15 protein-coding genes and 1 pseudogene are annotated in these 19,524 nt (G+C 53.1%); 8 read left to right on the top strand and 8 right to left on the bottom strand.

The window, feature by feature from the left end:
* Window positions 1-225 precede the first annotated feature (225 nt).
* Both HFD94_RS08515 and HFD94_RS08510 read right to left on the bottom strand, forming a co-directional pair.
* Window positions 226-1,677: a sugar porter family MFS transporter gene (locus HFD94_RS08515; RefSeq protein ID WP_111534287.1), complete on the bottom strand. Its 1,452-nt coding sequence runs from the start codon at window positions 1,675-1,677 to the stop codon at window positions 226-228.
* Window positions 1,678-1,876: 199 nt separating this feature from the next.
* Complete coding sequence (locus HFD94_RS08510; protein ID WP_022624570.1) at window positions 1,877-2,779, bottom strand: LysR substrate-binding domain-containing protein; 903 nt, start codon at window positions 2,777-2,779, stop codon at window positions 1,877-1,879.
* A gap of 197 nt (window positions 2,780-2,976) precedes the next feature.
* On the opposite strand from HFD94_RS08510, the gene HFD94_RS08505 reads away from it, so the two are divergent.
* The 4 genes and pseudogenes from HFD94_RS08505 to HFD94_RS08490 all read left to right on the top strand — a co-directional run bounded on the left by HFD94_RS08505 (window position 2,977) and on the right by HFD94_RS08490 (window position 6,946).
* Window positions 2,977-3,726 carry an SDR family NAD(P)-dependent oxidoreductase gene (locus HFD94_RS08505; RefSeq protein ID WP_167433018.1) on the top strand — a complete coding sequence of 250 codons (750 nt, stop codon included), beginning with the start codon at window positions 2,977-2,979 and terminating at the stop codon, window positions 3,724-3,726.
* A 54-nt stretch (window positions 3,727-3,780) separates the two neighbouring features.
* The gene (locus HFD94_RS08500; protein ID WP_167433017.1) at window positions 3,781-5,079 is read left to right on the top strand and encodes an MFS transporter; all 1,299 of its coding nucleotides are present in this window, start codon (window positions 3,781-3,783) and stop codon (window positions 5,077-5,079) included.
* Between the two features lie 12 nt (window positions 5,080-5,091).
* Window positions 5,092-5,934, top strand: coding sequence for a transketolase (locus HFD94_RS08495; protein ID WP_031292457.1), 843 nt, complete (start codon window positions 5,092-5,094; stop codon window positions 5,932-5,934).
* A gap of 1 nt (window position 5,935) precedes the next feature.
* Window positions 5,936-6,946: pseudogene (locus tag HFD94_RS08490) on the top strand (transketolase family protein).
* A gap of 1,149 nt (window positions 6,947-8,095) precedes the next feature.
* On the opposite strand, the gene HFD94_RS08485 reads toward HFD94_RS08490, so the two are convergent.
* From HFD94_RS08485 to HFD94_RS08475, 3 genes are all read right to left on the bottom strand, one after another.
* Complete coding sequence (locus tag HFD94_RS08485; protein ID WP_010246824.1) at window positions 8,096-9,067, bottom strand: ParB family protein; 972 nt, start codon at window positions 9,065-9,067, stop codon at window positions 8,096-8,098.
* Window positions 9,068-9,074: 7 nt separating this feature from the next.
* Window positions 9,075-10,274 (bottom strand): AAA family ATPase, encoded by a 1,200-nt coding sequence (locus tag HFD94_RS08480; protein ID WP_010670591.1) that lies wholly within the window; start codon window positions 10,272-10,274, stop codon window positions 9,075-9,077.
* Window positions 10,275-12,075: 1,801 nt separating this feature from the next.
* Window positions 12,076-13,005, bottom strand: coding sequence for a RepB family plasmid replication initiator protein (locus tag HFD94_RS08475; RefSeq protein WP_010246820.1), 930 nt, complete (start codon window positions 13,003-13,005; stop codon window positions 12,076-12,078).
* Between the two features lie 459 nt (window positions 13,006-13,464).
* Between HFD94_RS08475 and HFD94_RS08470 the strand changes: the two genes are divergently transcribed.
* A complete protein-coding gene (locus tag HFD94_RS08470; RefSeq protein WP_163641555.1) occupies window positions 13,465-14,835 on the top strand; it encodes an aldehyde dehydrogenase family protein in 1,371 nt (456 codons plus the stop codon).
* Window positions 14,836-14,838: 3 nt separating this feature from the next.
* Here HFD94_RS08470 and HFD94_RS08465 read toward each other — a convergent pair whose 3' ends face one another.
* A complete protein-coding gene (locus HFD94_RS08465) occupies window positions 14,839-16,017 on the bottom strand; it encodes an FAD-binding oxidoreductase (protein WP_167433016.1) in 1,179 nt (392 codons plus the stop codon).
* Between the two features lie 92 nt (window positions 16,018-16,109).
* Window positions 16,110-17,339, bottom strand: a complete 1,230-nt coding sequence (gene zigA / locus HFD94_RS08460; protein ID WP_010246814.1) for a zinc metallochaperone GTPase ZigA — start codon at window positions 17,337-17,339, stop codon at window positions 16,110-16,112.
* A gap of 118 nt (window positions 17,340-17,457) precedes the next feature.
* Here zigA and HFD94_RS08455 point away from each other — a divergent pair, with 118 nt between their 5' ends.
* Window positions 17,458-17,796, top strand: a complete 339-nt coding sequence (locus tag HFD94_RS08455; RefSeq protein WP_122889517.1) for an ASCH domain-containing protein — start codon at window positions 17,458-17,460, stop codon at window positions 17,794-17,796.
* Here HFD94_RS08455 and HFD94_RS08450 read toward each other — a convergent pair whose 3' ends face one another.
* On the bottom strand, window positions 17,797-18,345 hold the full coding sequence (locus HFD94_RS08450; protein ID WP_010246810.1) for a helix-turn-helix domain-containing protein: 549 nt from the start codon (window positions 18,343-18,345) through the stop codon (window positions 17,797-17,799).
* A gap of 111 nt (window positions 18,346-18,456) precedes the next feature.
* Here HFD94_RS08450 and HFD94_RS08445 point away from each other — a divergent pair, with 111 nt between their 5' ends.
* Window positions 18,457-19,125, top strand: a complete 669-nt coding sequence (locus tag HFD94_RS08445; RefSeq protein WP_010246808.1) for an AzlC family ABC transporter permease — start codon at window positions 18,457-18,459, stop codon at window positions 19,123-19,125.
* Window positions 19,122-19,445, top strand: a complete 324-nt coding sequence (locus HFD94_RS08440) for an AzlD domain-containing protein (RefSeq protein ID WP_010246806.1) — start codon at window positions 19,122-19,124, stop codon at window positions 19,443-19,445. The genes HFD94_RS08445 and HFD94_RS08440 overlap by 4 nt, the downstream gene beginning before the upstream one ends.
* The last annotated feature ends 79 nt before the right edge of the window (window positions 19,446-19,524 follow it).

The following is a 19,524-nucleotide window of genomic DNA, read 5'->3' as shown; positions in this document are numbered from 1 at the left end:
TTATTCAGTCAGGTTCTGGCGATTTCAGCCTGAAATCGCCAGAACTGTATGGAAATTAATCGAGGGAAAATTGCTGATTACAGTGAATGTTGTCTGATGGTACTTAGTGAGGATAAGGACGGGGAAATGCGGTGCAACGGTTCGTAAGAAGATAAGGAGGTAACAAGATAAGGCGATAAGGAGGTAAAACCGGATTCAGCCGGTGGGCTGAATCCGGTGGGAGACTCACGAGGCTTGAGCCTCTTTTGGCTTTTCACCAAACTTCTCTTTCATGTGTGACTCAATCTCTTCCAGGCTTTTGCCCCGCGTCTCTGGCACCATCGCCATCACGAAGATCAGCGACCCGACGTTAATCGCGGCAAAGATGAAGAAGGTGGTGCTGCCGGCATATTCCATTATCGGTGGAAAACCAAAGGCGACTATCGCGTTAAAGATCCACTGTAGTGAGACAGCGCCGCCGGTTAATACGCCACGCAACTGCATCGGGAACAGTTCCGACATCATCAGCCAGTAGACTGGCGAGATGCACATCTGCATGCAGAACAGGAACAGCAGAATACAGGCCAGGGCGAGGTAGCTCTGCATCAGGCTGGGAGCGATAAAGGTCATCACGCTGCCCAGCATAATCTGCGAAGCGACCACCAGACACAGGCCGGTAATCAGCATCGTCCGGCGCGGAAAGCGACTAACCGCCCAGATACCTACAATCGCCGCCACCACTGAGACCACGCCGTTACCGATGGTCGCGGCAATCGAGGCGCTGGTGCCAAGTCCGGTCTGTTTAAGGATGATCGGGGTGTAATACATAAAACCATTTACCCCGGTGAACTGGGCGACAAAGCCCAGCCCGACGCCGATAACCATCAGGCGAATCACCCACTTTTCACGGATCAGGGTTTTCGCATCCGGCCCACGTTCCGCCGCCCTCGCCTGCTTCTTCATCTGCGCCATCTCATGGCGCACTTCACGCGGCGTTTCACGCAGATACTTCAGGATCTTTTTAGCCTCTTTCAGACGCCCTTCCGCGACCAGCCAGTGTGGAGAGGCGGGAACGAAGAACGTGCCGATAAACAGCAAAAGACCCGGCACCATGGCAATTGCCAGCATGTAGCGCCACAGGTGCTCATCATGCAGCAGATAGCTCAGCAGCGTACTGGCAACATAAGCAATGAGCTGTCCGGTAACGATCATCAGCTCATTGCGGCTGACCAGCGGCGCACGCAGGCGCGGTCCGGCAATTTCGGCGATAAACACCGGCACGGTAGAGGAACCGCCGCCGACCGCAATCCCCAGCAGGAAGCGCATTGCCACCATGACGTTGACAGAAGGCGCCAGCGCTGTTCCCAGTGAACCCAGCACAAAAATAACCGCCAGGCTGCGTAAGGTAATACGCCGGCCAAACCGGTCAGAGAAGAAACCACTCAGGAAAGAGCCGATTGCGGCACCGAACACCAGCGAAGAGGCTACCAGCCCTTCAGTGAATGAGTTCAGTCCAAGTCCACCCTGATCGGGTGGTGAGGTCATGTAGGGTAACGCACCCGAGATAATCCCGGTGTCATAACCAAAAGCCAGCGCGCCCATAGTGGCAACCAGTACCACTAAAAAAATGCGCTGGCGTACCGTATCCGCAGGCGCGTGATCGCCCGCTTCACCAGAGTCTGGTGTATTCGTACTCATAATATCCCTGCCATTAATAAGTTAAACATCCGTTTGATTAAATTTCATACGGAATAGAAATGGAACATATTTACCGAGTGGGTAAAGAAGTGTAGACGGTATTTAAAAGTTAGCTTTAGCAATGCGATTTTTATAACAGGGATAGTTAACCGGATAAATAAACCGGCGCAATAATGACGACGTGAAAGTTATTTTAACATTAGGTTAACACTTTCAGTTCCTGCTGGATCCAGCTCAGGAAATGCGCGACGCGGGGAAACTGGGCAAATCCACGCGGGAAGACCAGATGATGGGCGCTGACGGGCAGACTCTCCTGTTCGGACAAGACTCTGACCAGTTTTCCACTGCGCAGATAATCCTCCGCCAGCAATTCACTTTCAAATATAAGACCGTGGCCTAACATCGCCGCCTCAAGACTCATATAAGAGCGATCAAAGCGAAATAACCACTCTTTATCTGGCTGAGGTAATTGCTGAGAAGCAAACCACTGCGGCCACTGAATAAGCGGCGACTCCGATAATATCAGCGCATGATGAATTAACTCAGCGGCCTGATTAACAGGATGCTTTTTCAGATACTCAGGCGAGGCCAGCACCGACATTCTTTCGTGGCGGATCGTTTTAATCTCGAATGAGTTCCAGTCCGGGAATCCATGGCGTATCGCAATATCAATATTGTCGCGGCTGAAAGATAAATTCTCGTAAGAGCAGGAGAGCGTGAGCTGAAACTCGGGATAGCTGTCGCGAAATTTATGGATGCGCGGCAACAGCCACAGCAGACCGAAACTGGGCGCGCAGTGGATCCTGAGGTTGCTGCGGGCTTTCTCGTTACTGATGCGTGCAGTCGCCTGCGTCAGACTCAGCAGTATCGGACCAATCTCCCTGAGGTAGTGCTCACCCGACAGCGTCAGCACTACGCCCTTTGCCGAACGATTAAACAGAATACAGCCCAATTCACGCTCCAGTTTTGCCAGCTGATGACTGGCCGCCGAAGGCGTAATACTTAATTCCTCGGCCGCACGCGCGACATTACCAAAATGGGCCACCTGCTCAAAAACCCGCAGTGATTTAATCGAAGGTAAGTGATCAGACTGCTTTTCCATCCGCCTCTCCACACTGGAATTTTGTGATGTGTGCCCATTTTTAAATCGCAGAATTGTTAACTGCATCAAACCAACAAATTCATTCAGCATCAAATGAATTTTTTTGCATTGCCAATATTAGCCGCTTTATCAATTCTGATCGTGACCCTGCCGGTAGCGATACCGAACCACTAATAATTATTTTTCTGGAGTGGACAATGTTACTCGAAAATAAAGTTGCGATTATTACAGGTGCCGCCTCTCAGCGCGGCATTGGCCGGGCAACAGCCGCCTGTTTTGCTCAGCATGGTGCGCGCGTGGTAGTGCTCGATTTAGATCAGCAGGCCGCCCAGGCCAGCGCACAGTCTTGTGGTGAGGGGCATCTCGGCCTGGCCACCGATGTGACCGATCCCCTCTCTGTTCGTCGTGCCATCGACCAGGTCCTTGAGCACTTCGGCCGTATTGATGTGCTGGTCAACAATGCAGGTATTACTCAGCCGATTAAAACACTGGAAATCGGCATCGAGGATTACAACCGTATTCTTGATGTCAATCTGCGCGGCACGCTGCTGATGTCTCAGGCGGTGATCCCCACCATGCAGCAGCAGAAAGGCGGCAGCATCATCTGCCTGTCCTCGGTCTCAGCACAGCGCGGCGGCGGGATTTTCGGTGGCCCGCACTACAGTGCCGCTAAAGCGGGCGTTCTGGGCCTGACTAAAGCGATGGCGCGCGAATTTGGCCCTGACCAGATACGCATTAATGCCCTGACGCCCGGTCTGATCCAGACGGACATCACTGGTGGCCTGTTACAGGATGAACGCCGCCACGCCATTCTCGACGGAATTCCGCTCGGACGCCTTGGGTCCGCCAGTGACGTCGCCAACGCTGCGCTGTTTCTCGCCAGCGATCTCTCCGGTTATCTCACCGGCATCACGCTGGATGTGAACGGCGGCATGCTGATCCATTAAATAGCGCCCTTCCCTGCCCGCACGCCTGGCGGGCTAACCTCGGGAGTGAACACCATGACCACGCTTAATCTGAGCGCAGCCTCTGCTGCGCGCGATATCACCTATCGCAAAATTGCCTGGCGCCTGATGCCCTGGCTGATGCTCTGTTATCTCTGCGCCTATCTTGATCGCGTCAATGTGGGCTTCGCTAAATTACAGATGATGGATGATTTGTCTCTCAGCGAAACCGTGTATGGACTGGGTGCCGGGATCTTTTTTATCGGCTACTTCTTCTTTGAGGTGCCGAGTAACCTGATCCTGCACCGTGTCGGCGCACGCCGCTGGATTGCCCGCATTATGATCACATGGGGCATCATCTCAGCCCTGTTCGCCTTTGTAGAAACCGCATGGCAGTTCTACCTGCTGCGCTTTCTGCTCGGCGTCGCCGAGGCCGGTCTTGCGCCAGGTTTACTGCTCTACCTGACCTACTGTTTTCCATCACACCGTCGCGCACGTATGACCGTGCTCTGGTTTGTCGCCATTCCACTCTCAGGGATGATTGGCGGCCCGCTCTCAGGCTGGATTATGGCGACCTTTGCAGGCTTTCACGGATGGGCAGGCTGGCAGTGGATGTTTATGCTGGAAGCTATCCCCACCCTTGTTATGGGATTAGTGGTACTGCTGGTTCTGAAGGATCGTGTTGAACAGGCAGAGTGGCTGGACGAAGATGAGAAACGCCGGGTGCGTGCCGATCTGGACGAGGATAATCAGCAGAAAGCCTGTCATGGCACGGTAAAAGCCTTTGTCGCCGACCGTCGTCTGTGGCTGCTGGCGCTGATCTACTTCTGTGTGGTGATGGGTCAGTACGCCCTGACGTTCTGGTTACCGACGCTGGTGAGAAACTCAGGCGTTAGTGAACCGCTGCATATTGGGCTGCTGACCAGTCTGCCTTACCTCTGCGCCATTATCTTTATGCTGCTGGCCGGGCGCAGTGGCGATCGCTATCGTGAACGCCGCTGGCATCTGATTGTTCCGATGCTGATCGGACTCACCGGACTGACGCTGGCGACCCTGCTGAGCCATAGCGTCTCCCTGTCACTGCTCTCCCTTTGTATTGCCGCTGCGGGCATTCTTTCCGCCTCATCGCTGTTCTGGATGTTGCCGACCAATCTGTTAGGTGGCGTCTCTGCCGCCGCAGGCATCGCCGCCGTGAACTGCATTGCTAATCTGGCCGGTTTTTTCTCACCGTGGCTGATAGGCACCATCACCACCGCAACCGGTACGCCCGCTTCCGGAATGTACTTTATTGCTGCCGTCCTGCTGGGTGGCGCGCTATGCGTGCTGCGCATCCGGGCAGCGGACGTTAATCGTTAATCAGGAGGTAATATGACTGACTCTCGTCACGCTTCACACGTGCTCTCATTGCAGCAACGAGCCACCAATATTCGCCGCCATGCCTTATTAATGGGCCAGATTCAGGGGCAGGGATATATCGGTCAGGCGCTGGGTGCAGCCGATTTGCTTGCTGTCAGCTATTTCCACGCCATGAATTACCGGCCGGATCAACCTGAGTGGGAAGACCGCGATCGCTTCTATCTGTCGATTGGCCATTACGCTATCGCCCTTTATGCCGCCCTGCTGGAAGCAGGCGTGATACCTGAAGAGGAGAGGGAAACCTATGGGACTGATGAGAGCCGCCTGCCGATGTCCGGCATGGCTGCCTATACCCCAGGCATGGAAATTACCGGCGGTTCACTGGGTCATGGATTAGGTATTGCCGTGGGTGCCTGTCTTGGGCTGAAGCAGAAAGGCTCGCAGGCACGAGTCTATAACCTGCTTTCAGATGGTGAACTGAATGAAGGCTCTACCTGGGAAGCGGCAATGTCCGCCTCACACTGGCAACTTGATAACCTGATCGCCCTTATCGACGTCAACAATCAGCAGGCTGACGGCCATAGCAGTGAGATTCTCGCTTTTGAACCCATTGTGGATCGCTGGCAGGCTTTTGGCTGGTACACCCAGCGGGTTGATGGCAACGATATCTCTGCTTTGCAGGCCGCCTTTGATGCGGCTCGCAGCTGGCCCGAACCCCAGCCGCGCGTCATCATTTGCGATACCCGAATGGGCAAAGGTGTGCCGTTTCTGGAAAGTCGTGAGAAAACCCACTTTATTCGGGTCGATGCCGATGAGTGGGACAAAGCCCTGACAGCACTTGAGCAAGGAGTCTGAGATGAGTTCACAACCGCAAAAAAAACGTCTGACCACTTCCGCCATGATCGCCTCGATCGCCGCTGAAGGCCAGCCCACGGTTTCAGCTCCTTTTGGACATGCCCTGGTCTCTCTGGCAGAGCAGCGCTCAGATGTGGTCGGGCTGACGGCTGATTTAAGTAAATATACCGATCTGCACCTGTTCGCAGAGGCTTTTCCGAAACGCTTTTATCAGATGGGCATGGCGGAACAGTTACTGATGAGCGCCGCAGCAGGTATGGCGCGTGAAGGCTTTATGCCTTTTGTCACCACTTATGCCGTCTTTGCTTCCCGCCGCGCTTATGATTTTATCTGCATGGCCATTGCCGAAGAGAATCTGAACGTTAAAATCGCCTGCGCACTGCCGGGCCTGACCACCGGTTATGGACCGAGTCATCAGGCGACTGATGACCTGGCAATCTTCCGTGGCATGCCGAACCTGACTATCATCGATCCCTGCGATGCACTGGAGATTAGCCAGGTGATACCGGCTATCGCTGAACATCAGGGTCCGGTCTATTTGCGCCTGCTGCGCGGTAAGGTTCCGCTGGTGCTGGATAAATATGACTATCGCTATCAGCACGGTAAGGCTCAGCACCTGCGCGGCGGTAAGCATGCCGTTATTATCAGCAGCGGATTGATGACCATGCGGGCGCTTGAGGCCGCTGAAGCGCTGGAGAAGCAGGGGATTGAGGTCGGTGTGGTTCACTCACCCATGATTAAGCCTCTGGATGAAGAGACCATCCTGCGTGAGGCGTGAGTAGCACTGCATCATAACCAGCTGGTTATCACCGCTGAAAATCATTCGATAACCGGTGGCTTAGGCGAAGCTATTGCCGGCCTGTTAATGCGAAACCATGTGACACCGCGCTTTAAACAGATTGCGCTGCCGGATGCTTTCCTTGCAGCAGGCGCACTACCGACGCTGCATGACCGTTATGGCATCTCAACGGATGCCATGGTTAAGCAAATCACCGCCTGGCTTGAAGCCTGATTCATATCAAAACCGGGCCTGGCCCGGTTTTCTTCTGCATAGGTTCGCTGCTGCCGTGGAAGATCATCATTGCATTACGTCACTTCACATCGGTCTGATTACTGATTGCAGTGGTCAGCACTCTCTGCGCATCAGCAATTACGCTGTATGCTGATAACAGCCACTGATAACCCGGTTCAATGCCATACAGACGTTATTTCTCGCAATTCACTGTAAACAGCAGTGCAGTGAGCCATCGTCTTTTATCAGGTAGGCCGATAGGGGCTCTTCGTCCATAAGCTGCCGATTTCACCTGCTTTACCCAATACAGTGAATCTGATGCCATGCAACTACCTTTCCGCTATGAACAGACTATGACAATCTTTTTCCGCTGATCAGGTTTTAATGGAATTCCCTGCCAAAGCTGCATCTTGTATCGCACCTCTTCAAAAAAAATATTTTATCGCGCAGAAAAAGTTATCCACTTTTTCTGTGGATAAGTGAGGGATAGTTTCTGAGTATCTTTTTTCACTCTCTGTTCAGGACTTTACTGCCCGTAAGATACGCCTCTTTTCTGATCTTATCCGTTCGCCCTCAGACCTGAAACGCGGGAGCGTTTAGCTGCAGGCATGGCGATTTCAGGCTGAAATTATTTCATCTTTTATATTAAAAACAAACAGTTAATCACGAAATATCGCTGGCGGGCTAATGTTTGGAGAAAGGCCAGGCAGAGGGTTTAGCGGAGTGTGTGAAGCCGGTACGCTGTTACTGAGGTTCAGTGGGGGGTTGATTGGTCACTAATAAACCAGCCCCGTAAAATCATTACTTGCAATATTCTGACCGTCGGATGCGAGCTGGCGGCGATGAGATTTATCAACGATAGCATCAGACGAAACCCGCTATCTCTGTTTATAGTGACCTGTGCGGTTTGGAAGCGGCTTCGGTATCTGGCGAGAGAGTTCAGCGAAGTGGCGATTTCATGCAGTTTTTCAGCAAGAAACAATAGATTAATTTATTATATTTCAATAGCTTAATCATGAATTCACACTTAAAAATCTGGCGATTTCAGCCTGAAATTTGGGTGTCCGCCATCTCTTTTAACGACGACTTGCTACAAAAATCGAAAAAAAAAGCCAGCGTCTATCGCTGGCTGATTTGAGTGCAGATACGTTAACGGTTGAGATATTTTTTCAGGGTCTCCGCAATAACTTTATCCAGCTCTTCCTGCAACTCTTTCGACTGTCGGTTAAATTCATAACTGAACATCCGTCCGCGTACCTTTTTACGGGCGAAGCGATCTTTATCAGCAAAAGACCAGAGTGCAGTCGCCTGGGTTTTATCTTTCTCCGGTTCTTTGATCAGAGTCTGGCTGCCCTGTCGAATCAGACGCAGGATATGATTTTTAAGCTCGTCCTCGGCCAGACCTTCACGGGCACAGACCACATCAATTTCCCTGGAAATGGATTTGATCAGAGCTTCAACGCTTTGCCCCGACTCACTCAACTTGTCCGCTGCCTGTAACAACGCTTTATAGTCGGGATAGGTCAGCTCAGCGTGATTAGGAAAAAGTGAAATCAAATCTGACGGAACGCTGGCGGCCTGCAGGGCACGCGTCACTTTTGCCTGGGACAAACCCTGATTTTCAGCAATCTCCTTCTGCGACAAACCGCCATCTTTAAGCGTTAACAGACGCATACCCACTTCGCGCAGATTGTGTTCCCGTGCCGTCTGAATATCCTGCGCCAGTCGGCGGGCTTCATCAGCGGTGATGGCCGCGTCAGTGATCAGCACGTCCAGGCCGGTTTTGCAGTAGAGTGCGGCTGCACGACGACGTGAGCCATCCAGGATTTCGATGCGGTCATCGCGCATCACGCCAATAGCGGGAAAGAACTGCTGCAGCTTAATGGTCCGGATAATGTCGCGCAGCGAATCAGGTGTCAGGCCTGCCTGATCGCGACCGTTGGTTTCCATTGTGACGAACGTTTTGCTTTCAACGTCGCTGGCGGCAATGCGTTCAAAGCGAAACAGGGCGCGCTTGCCCGTTGCCAGAACGAATGTCTGGTTGTGCTGGCTGTCTGGCGTGTCATTTTCCAGTGGAGTCTGGCTGAAGGTTCTGCCAATCGTAATTCTTTTTGCGCTCATACAAACCTCAGTTCAGGCGAATAAATTCGATACGGTCGAAGACGGCTTTAGCAAAGTCTTCTGCGGCGGATCGTGCATTCTTCAACGCTTCGCTGCTGCCGACGTAGGTCGAAGGATTGGCGGAGATAACCGTATCAAAGGATTCACCACAACGTTCGAAACCATCAAGGCGGGGAAGGGCAGCATCAAGCATGTCGCCACCAAAAATCTCTTTCGCCAGGCTATGACAGAGTTTATGGTCCGCTTTATTGGAGAGCTTAGACATGAAGCCAATATTGCCCTGCAGCCGACAGGTCGCGCCGGAGTCTTCGATAATCGCAATCAGTTCCGGAAGACGTGTCAGGTATTTTAGTGTCGAGTGAAAGTCTACCTGAGCCGGTGGCACTGGAGTCATCAGAAGATCAGACGCTGCAATCGCATTCTTCAGGAAAGCATCAAGATGCGGGCCGCTATCGATAAAGATGAAGTCATAATCTTTTTTCAGTTTGGCAATAACGTTGTCATACAACACGGCGTGAACGTTCTGTTGCGGAAGATGCTCAGCACAAAGCTGATCCCAGCTTGAGGCGATAAAGGCGTCATCAATCGATGCAGGCAGCACATCCACACCCGGAATGATCGACGGAACGATAAACTCGTTGACCAGCTCATCTCGTGAGACATTCTGCAGCATTGCCTGAGCCGCAGTCGCTTCCACCAGCCCGACGGAGCGCTCGTGGTTCAGAAACATGGTTGCTGAGGACTGCGGATCAAGGTCGATAACCAGGATGCGCAAATCTTCAAAAAGAAGATGGGGATGTGCACGTAGCGCATGTGCCAGCGAGACGGTAGAAACCGTTTTGGAGACGCCGCCCTTCAGATTACCAACAAATAGGGTATAGGCTTCACTGTGGCGATCGCGATACTTCGGCACGCCACGATGATGATAGATATCGATAATATTCTGAATCGACATAGCATATTTAACGGAAGAACCGGCCGCGCGTTTATCAAATTGATAACCGCTTTCTTCCATCTCATTGACTGCGTAATCCACACTGGCTCGGGTCAGTTTGGGCAACTTTGCCAGCGCCGCTTTGGCATAGACCTGATAGTAGGTATTTTCATGCAGTTCCTGCTTTTGCGCCTGAATTTGCTCGGTGAGGCTTAGCAGCATGCGTTCTGAACGCTGCGCAACCTTCATCACCTGCTTGTCATCATTAGCCATAGTTGCTCCAAACATGTAGGATTTATGACTTTATACAGAAATCCTGCACGTGAGGCAATAAATTATCTTCTCAACATAATCTCCGTTTTTATGTAACCACACGGGTTTTTGGTGAGTTTCATCACATTATTTCGTCTGGCCGAATATATTTTGCAGGTTAATTGCGGTAAGCATTCACTGTAATCAGCAGAACATTCACTGTAGTGAGCAAACAGGTTTAAAAAATCATCAGCCAAACCGGGTACATTGAGCGGGAAAGGAGAGAACACAGAAGACGAACCTTGAGATCAAACGTTCACTGTAGTCAGTAAAGCTTGTGTCTCTTTCGGTGACGTTAAGGAGCAGGCGAAAGAGCGATGGATACATTGATAAATGGATTTCAGGCAGTGACTGCAGGTTGCTGTGCTGATCTTTGCCACTGCATCACTTCAACATTCACTATAGTCAGTAGCGTTTTACGTGTTCAGCTCTGTGAAGAGCAACGTTCACTGTAATCAGTAAACTTGCCGATCAGGAGCCAGAAGAGGGAGCAGGGCAGAGTAAACGTTCACTGTAGTCAGTAAGGATGGGTTGAAAAATCCTCAGCGGATGATAAAAGCATCGGAATCTGGAGAGGGAATATACACCGGCAACGTCACAACCGACTCTGGTCTGCGATACAGAAGCGTAAAGCCCATAAACGTTCACTGTAATCAGTAAATCCAGAAAGCAGTAAACATTCACTATAGTCAGTAACATCACAAACAGAAGAGGCATTAGAAGGAGAACAACCGCGCAAACATTCACTGTAGTCAGTAGTCAGCAGTAAGTAGACAGAAGCGATTCTGTTCTGAATCAGGGCGTGCCGACGGGGTCGTAATATGAGTCAGTAGATAGCAGTAAGTAGACAGAGGCGATTCTGTTCTGCATCAGTGTGTGCCGACGTGGTCGTGAGTCATGAAGTGACCAGACCTTGCGAGCAACGGCTTCTTCTGTCGCCCTTCAGCCAGTCATGCACCAGCCCCGTATCGTATACATCAGCAATGCCGTCAGCAGGTTCACTTTAACGTTCACTGTAATCAGTAGAATGCACGATGCCTTCAGGTACACCGCAGCAAACATTCACTGTAATCAGCAGAACGTTCACTGCAATCAGTACAAGATTAGCATCCCGCCATGGCAGTTATGACTCGCCTCAGACCGGGCATCTGACAACAACATTCACTGTAATCAGTAGCGATTCGGAAAGCCGTTAAAGAGATTCAATGGTGAGGCGAGGGTAGCGCCCATCAGCAAACATTCACTGTAATCAGTAACAGTGTCACGCTGTTCTCTATGGTTACGTGTGTCATTCAGGTCATACGTATCATGTGAATCACGCTGAGCAGACCCCTCATGGTAAACCGCATCCAGCCCTGATTTGCTGGCCAGCCAGTAATGCTCTTTGAGAACAGGGCAGAGCAAAGGCATTCACTGTAGTCAGTAAAAAGGATTCACTGTAATCAGCAGAGAGAGGCTTAGCCAACCGAAGTAAGGGCATTCACTGTAATCAGTAAACACAGTATAATTGAGTGCTAACCAATATGAGAGTAAGCACTAACTTACTTATAAGCCCTTGTTATCAGGCGCATTGAAGGGGGGTAGGGTCTGAACACACTTTTGCACGGCGGCCCGGTTACTGATTACAGTGAACGTTACTGATCACAGTGAATCCCTGGGGAGTACTGATTACAGTGAATGAAGAGTGGATGGCGCAATGTCACCGGTAACGCAGAAAGTGACACTGCCACGCAGGAATACTGATTACAGTGAACATGAGGAGTTAATCATCAAACTCGATCTCATCCAGCGAATCGATGCTCTCCAGATTACTGATGCCATCAAGCTTAGGCGTACGGCTGTGGATAATAAAAAAGACTGAGCGGCCACGCTTCACTTCTGAGTAATCCAGATAACCGATCTCTTTCAGCTGCTCCATCGCGCGCCGCACGACATGGTTCTGCGTGGTGGTCTTAGAGCCGAGGTTCAGGCGCATACGCAGGCGTGCAAGCGAGATAGGCGCCGGATTGGTTGGCAGGCTCTCCAGGAAGGTGTAAAGCGCCTGCGCAGACTCTTTACGCTTCAGACGGGATATTGCACGGAGCTGAAGCAGGACCTTATGGTCGAAGTTATAGAGTTCGAACAGCTTGGGGTCGGCCTGGATGCGCACAATATCTTTTTCGCGATCGTAATAAGCAGACTGAACAAGGTGGGTATGATACGCCTTACCGTTACCTTCAAAGGAGAGTGTATTGGTCGCTATGCGGCGCAGAGAGGCATCAAGACGCTTACGCAGGGCGGCTGAAGAGTTGGCAGAGGGAATGCCACACATCTTCACAAAGTCGATAAACGGCAGCGTGACGGTATCGCCCTTGGTCGGATAGCGGGAAAAAGATTGAATAATACCCGCCCAGGTTTTGAAATCGTTATCCATATCCAGCCGCGCGCCGGTAATGGTAATCTTTTCGTAGCCTTCCGCTTTCACCAGCGTCAGATTCTTCAGTTCTTTCGTCGCATCCGTTGATGCCATAGCACCGGATTTACCGCGTGCAGTAGATTTCAGCGTCGGCACGAACAACCCAAGGCGCATTAAAGCGACAGGCTGAACGGTATTATTCTTGTTGGGATGAAGCTGAATAACTTCACCACTGTTTTTTGTCACTGACAGAAAAGGTTCAAGTAACGCTTTGTTTTCGTTGTCTTTATCTGCCATGGCGTAAGATCTTCATTCTGTGGATGAAAGGGATCGTTTTCTGACTACAGTGAACATTAGCACTGTTTACAGTGAACATTCTACCTGGTACAGTGAATAAAGTACTGATTACAGTGAACACTTTACTGATTATAGTGAACGCGATCACCCTTTCAGCCCTTGTGGGATGCGGCCTGCGACGATCGGGGATCTCTTAGGATCTCTATATGATCTATTAAGGATCGTTTATTAGGATCTGGTCACTGTATAAGTGGAAAACTTAAGGCGTAACATCTTTTTCAAATGTGCTGACCATCAGCAAAAACTGGCCCGCAATCTGCCCACTGCCTGACAGGCTAATCAGCTACAGCAGCCTTCATTCTCAATAAATAAACAACTTCCTCACTATTATTCATTTTTCATCATCAACTACAGCGCGTATTGTCTCTCCATCACTGACAGAATGAGGAAAACGGCACCATGACTGAACATGCCTTATCACGTAACCCTACAACTGGTGAAATTCTGGCACGCTATCCTTTGCAGAACAGTGCAGAGCTGGAACAGACACTGACTGAAAGCGCATCTGCTTTTGCAGCATGGAAACGCAGCACCATGACGGACCGCATTCGCGTATTGCGTCAGCTTGGCGAACAGATCCGTCTGCGTGAGCAGGATCTTTCCCGCATGATCACCCTGGAGATGGGTAAACCCATTGCACAGGCACGCGCTGAAGTTCTGAAATGCGCTAACTTATGCGACTGGTATGCGGAACATGGCCCTGCAATGCTGGCCGATCAGCCTACGCAGATTGCCGATGCGTGGCAGCGATTCCGTCCCATCGGGGTGATCCTGGCTGTAATGCCATGGAATTTCCCCTTGTGGCAGGTTCTGCGGGGCGCAGTGAGTATGTTGCTGGCAGGCAACACCTATCTGCTCAAACACGCGCCTAACGTCATGGGAAGCGCCACACTGATGGCTGAGCTGTTCAGGGCAACCGATCTGCCTGCTGGCGGCTTTAACCTGATCAACGTTGACAATGATGGTGTCTCCGTAGCCATCAAAGATGACCGTATTGCCGCCGTTGCCGTTACCGGAAGTGTCCGGGCTGGCGCCGCGATCGCCGCACAGGCGGGCGCAGCACTTAAGAAAACCGTGCTGGAGCTGGGTGGATCCGATCCCTTTATCGTGCTGGCGGATGCCGATCTTGATGAAGCGGTTAAATCAGCCGTTATTGGACGTTTCCAGAATACCGGACAGGTGTGTATGGCTGCCAAACGCTTTATTTTGGAAGCTCCGATCGCTGAAGAATTTGAAAAACGCTTCACTGCCGCGGTCCAGGCACTCACCATGGGCGATCCGCTGGATGAAAATACCTTCCTGGGCCCGATGGCACGCGCCGATCTGCGTGACGAACTGGATGGACAGGTAAAGGCCACGCTGCGTGAAGGTGCACGTCTGGTACTGGGCGGCGAGAAAGTGGCAGGGCAGGGTAACTACTACGCGCCGACCATTCTCGCTGATGTCACCAGCGACATGACCGCGTTCAGGCAGGAGCTGTTTGGCCCGGTAGCCGCTATTGCGGTCGCAAGGGATCCACAACATGCGCTGGAGATCGCCAACGACAGCGAATTTGGCCTCAGCGCCACCGTCTGGAGCGGTAATGAAGAGATTGCCGATCGTCTGGCGCTCCAGCTGGAAGTCGGTGCTGTGTTTATTAATGGCAACGGCGCGTCCGATCCGCGCGTTACCATCGGTGGTGTGAAGAAAAGCGGCTACGGCCGTGAGCTGTCGCACTTTGGTGTGCACGAATTCTGTAACGTGCAGACCGTGTGGAAGAATCGTCGCTAGTGTTTACTGTGCCGACGGAAGATAAGCGGGCGCTGTTTTAGCGACTGCACTGAGCGGACTCAGCAACCGATGCGGTGCAAACGCACTCAGCATTGGTGACGCTGTGCCGCTCAGCATCTCCTCAGCCACCAGCCTGCCCAGCAATGGGGCAAGTGTCATGCCGCTATGGCTTACCATCAGATAAACGCGTGCTGACTCGCTGATGTAGCCTAATGCCGGCAAGCCATCTGCCGGACGCGACCGCTGTCCTGTTTCAATCCGCTCAATTCTCGCGCCTTCCGTATTTCTAAACAGCCGCCGCAATCGACGCAGCATCTCTTTGCCAATCAGTCCATCCGGCGAGACCGGCCGCGCCGGATCGGCATGCTGATCCAGATCCAGCGCCTGCAGCATCAGGCGGCCGCCACCATCCGGCCGCACATTCAGTTCCGGGGTAATCAGATTGCATTTAAGTGGGATCGGCAGAGGCTGCGTCTGCGCCAGAAAACTGCAGGCAACAGGATCGGCGCGGTTCGCATCGGTCATCGCCAGTTCAAGCCCGCACTGGCTTATCAGTTCCGGTGCCCAGCGGCCGGTCGCCAGCACCAGCTGATCGCCGCGCCATTCATCCCCACTGGCCAGCGTAAGATGGACATCCTGCGCCGATTCAGTCAGCGTCGTCACTTCATTGTTGCAGACCAGCTGCCCGCCACTGGTACGCAGCTCTGCCAGCAGAGAGGCGATAAACAGGCTCGGATAAAGCAGACACTCCGACGGGAAAGACCAGGCGTGCTGAACGCGGGGATCGAGCCGCAACTCGGGCATTGCACCCAGAAGTGCGGCGCGGCTACGTTTCTCTACGGGGTAATCGAGCGTCGTAAGCTTTGCTGCGCGCTGCGCCAGCTGGCGCAGGGATGATTCATCGGCTGCCCACTCCAGCGTGCCGGTTTCCAGCAGCCATCGGGGCGATGCAGGATGGCTGGCCTGCCAGCGCTTATGCTCGTCTATCGCATGGGCATTAAGATCATGGTAGCTGGTGGGTTCTTTGCCGTTGGCATTGACCCAGGCATAGCTGATCTGACTGGTTCCGCTGCCAGGATAGTTTTTATCGAAGACGGTGACCTGTGCGCCCCGTCGCGAAAATGACTGCGCGACGGCTAAACCCAGCACGCCTGCACCGATTACGGCAATACGTTGTGGCATATCTGGTCTCTCCTGAACAGGGATTAGTGGAAAACTGCTACCCGCCGGTTCGTTTACTATTGCGAAGTCAAAGAAGTACGTCAACCGCAGCGTCAGGCGGTGGTTTCATCGAACCATGCGGGCACCGGATCGGCCAGGGTGATCCACTGTTCAGGCCCCGCAGCCATCTCCTGTGGTGTCAGCAGCGCATGATCCAGCGCGGCACGGACGCTCTTCTCGTCCATCTCAATGCCGATAAAGACCAGTTCCTGGCGCGCATCGCCGGTACCTTCCTGCCACTGTTCAGCGATAAAGTTGAGTGAATCTGCATCCTGTGGCCATTCAGTTCGCGGCACGCTGACCCACCAGCGCCCGGCATAACCCTGACGTGCCACCGCGCCCGCCTGCGACCACATTGCGGCATATTCCGGCCGACTGGCCAGCCAGAAGTAGCCTTTAGAGCGGATAACGCCGTCAAGCTGGTGGTTTACTGCATGCCAGAAACGCTGCGGATGGAACGGACGACGGGCGCGATAGACAAAGTTACGAATGCCATACTCCTCCGATTCCGGCTGATGCTCACCGCGCAGGGTCTGCAGCCAGCCGGGTGCCTGCGCTGCCCGGTCAAAATCAAACCGGCCGGTATTCAGCAGGCAGTCCAGCGGAACCTGCCCAAACTCGCTGTTCACAATAAGCGCGTGCGGATTAAGCGCCTGCAGCATGCCCTTCAACTGGTGCAGCTGCGCCGGGCTGAGCAGGTCCGTTTTGTTCAGCACCAGCAAATCACAAAACTCAATCTGATCCACCAGCAGATCAACCACTGAGCGCTCATCCTGCGCGCCCAGCGATTCGCCACGTGACTGCAGATCATCGGCTGAACGATAATCGCGCAGGAAGTTAAAGCCATCGACCACGGTGATCATACTGTCCAGCCGGGCATAGGCTGACAGACTTTCACCCGCTTCATCTTCAAACGTAAAGGTTTCGGCAACCGGCAACGGTTCAGAAATGCCGGTAGACTCAATCACCAGGTGATCGAAACGCCCGGCCTGAGCCAGACGTTTTACCTCTAGCAGCAGATCTTCACGCAACGTGCAGCAGATGCAGCCGTTACTCATTTCGACCAGCTTTTCATCGGTGCGGGAGAGCTGCGCGCCGCCATCGCGCACCAGCGCAGCGTCAATATTAATTTCAGACATATCATTGACGATCACCGCGATCCGCCGTCCTTCGCGGTTGTTCAGAATATGATTAAGCAGGGTAGTTTTACCGGCACCGAGAAAGCCGGAGAGAACGGCAACCGGCAGACGGGGATCGTCGGATGTCAGAGCAGAGAGTGTCATGGTGTTACCTGTAAGAACGGGATTATAGATACGTTATAACATAACATTAATGAGTTTGTTTTCAATCCGGATTTGTGTTTTTGTTGTGGGTACCAATGAGCGTTAAAAGGGAGTGGAAATGCAACAACTCACGCTTGTCCCGCGTCTGATGCCAGCCGTCAGGTCCGGAGAGAAAACCTCGACGATTCGCTGGCAGGAGGGCGATATCACCACGGGTCCGCTGAGACTGGTGAATCAGCACGATGAAACGGACGCGGTAATCGTGTGGGTGACGCAGGTCGACACGCTGCGCTTAAGCGAAGTCGCCGCGACACAGGGGAAACAGGAGGAATGGCCTGATGAGGTGCTGCTGGAAGGGATGCGCGAGCACTATCCGGAGATCAGGCTGAGCAGTGAGGTGCAGCTAATCACTCACCTCACGCCCGCAGAAACCCTGCAGAAGCTCACTAAACAGTGATCAGCTGTGCTCAATCACCAGCAGCGCCATCGTATCGGCTTCCAGCGCCCGAAAGATATGCAGCTCATCGCCCGGATAGGTAATGTAATCCCCCACATCCAGCTCCACCGCACTGTCGACCGGGCCCACCAGCGCACGCCCTTTAGCGATAATAATATGCTCAATGGTATTGGGGATATGGGGCTGGGAAATGCGTTCGCTGCCGGGCTGAACTTCCAGCAGATAGATATCACGCCGAACGCCGGGCGGGCAGGAGGCCAGCAAAACGGCCTGATAATCGGCAAGATCGGCGGTAACCGTCAGGCCCTCTCCACGCCGAATCACCTGCAGACGACGCGCATCCGGCTCCAGCAGACGTGAAAATGGAATGTTCAGTGTTACGCAAAGCGACCACAGGGTTTCAATGCCCGGATTGCCATTACCCGCTTCCAGCTGTGACAGCGTAGATTTGGCGATCCCTGCGCGGCGCGCCACTTCAGCCAGTGAAAGACCGGCTCGCTGACGTTCACGTACTAAGGCATTGGCAATAATGCTGATAGGGGTATTCAAACGCACTCCTGATAACCTGAATGTTTTTTATATCGAACATAACGTTCATCTTGTAAAACGCTTTCGCGGTGTTCATTATATCGGATTATATGTTCATTATGAGACAGAGTGATGCTTTTTCCGCAAATGCAGTTGCTGGACAAAGGGGTGATCAAAGCGATTTTTCTGGTCTGCCTGGCTGATGGAATTGTTGGTTTATCCTATGGCTCGCTGGCGTCGGCCGACGGGTTTCCGCTCTGGGTGCCGCTGGCGCTCTCAACGCTGGTGCTGGCGGGGGCGTCGGAGTTCCTGTTTATCGGCATTGTGGCCGGTGGCGGCAGTCCATTTACCGCCGCCGCAGCGGGCCTGCTGGTAAACGCACGTCATTTGCCGTTTGGCATCGCGGTCAAGGATCTGGTGGGGCAGGGTCCGTCAGGCTGGCTGGGCTGTCACATCATGAACGATGAAAGTGTGGTGTTTGGGATCTCTCAGCCGCAACTGGCGCAGCGCCGCAGTGCTTACTGGCTGTGCGGTATCGGTATCGGCTTGATATGGCCGGTCAGCGTCATGATCGGGGCAGCAATCGGGCAGTTTATTCCTGATGTCTCGGTGATCGGACTGGATGCGGTGTTTCCGGCGATCCTGATTGCTCTGATCTTCCCGGCGCTGCGCCAGCGACGCACCCGGATCCCCGCGACCGTCGGCGCGCTGCTCTCCTTGCTGGCGACGCCACTGGTTCCGGCGGGCATGCCGGTGCTGTTTTCACTGCTGGGCCTGCTGACATGGAGATCGCGCAAATGACACATCAGGGAATGATTATCGCCGGGATTGCCCTGCTGGCTGCCGGAACCTATCTGATGCGGTTTGCAGGCGTCAGGCTGGGAAACCGTCTGCCGATCAGCGAGCGCACCCAGCAGATGCTCTCCGACGCCGCCACGATATTGCTGCTGGCGGTAGCGGCCACCACCACGCTGTTTGAAGGCCAGCATTTTGCCGGTGTGGCACGGGTGGCGGGCGTAGGCTTTGCCCTGTTGCTGGCGTGGCGTCGTGCGCCGCTGATTATGATTATTCTGGGGGCGGCGGCGATGACGGCGCTGTTGCGTTTTCTCGGCGTGCCCTGAGGATGTCATTAACCCCGGCAAAAGCGGGGATGTTATCGCGGTGAAAATTTGTCAGGATGGCACTCTCTCAGGCGTGATT

The sequence above is a fragment of the Pantoea sp. EKM20T genome, from assembly GCF_011800485.1.
Classification (GTDB): Bacteria; Pseudomonadota; Gammaproteobacteria; order Enterobacterales; family Enterobacteriaceae; genus Pantoea; species Pantoea agglomerans.
Note: the sequence above shows the minus strand (reverse complement) of the source record. Positions and strands in the feature narration are given on the sequence as shown.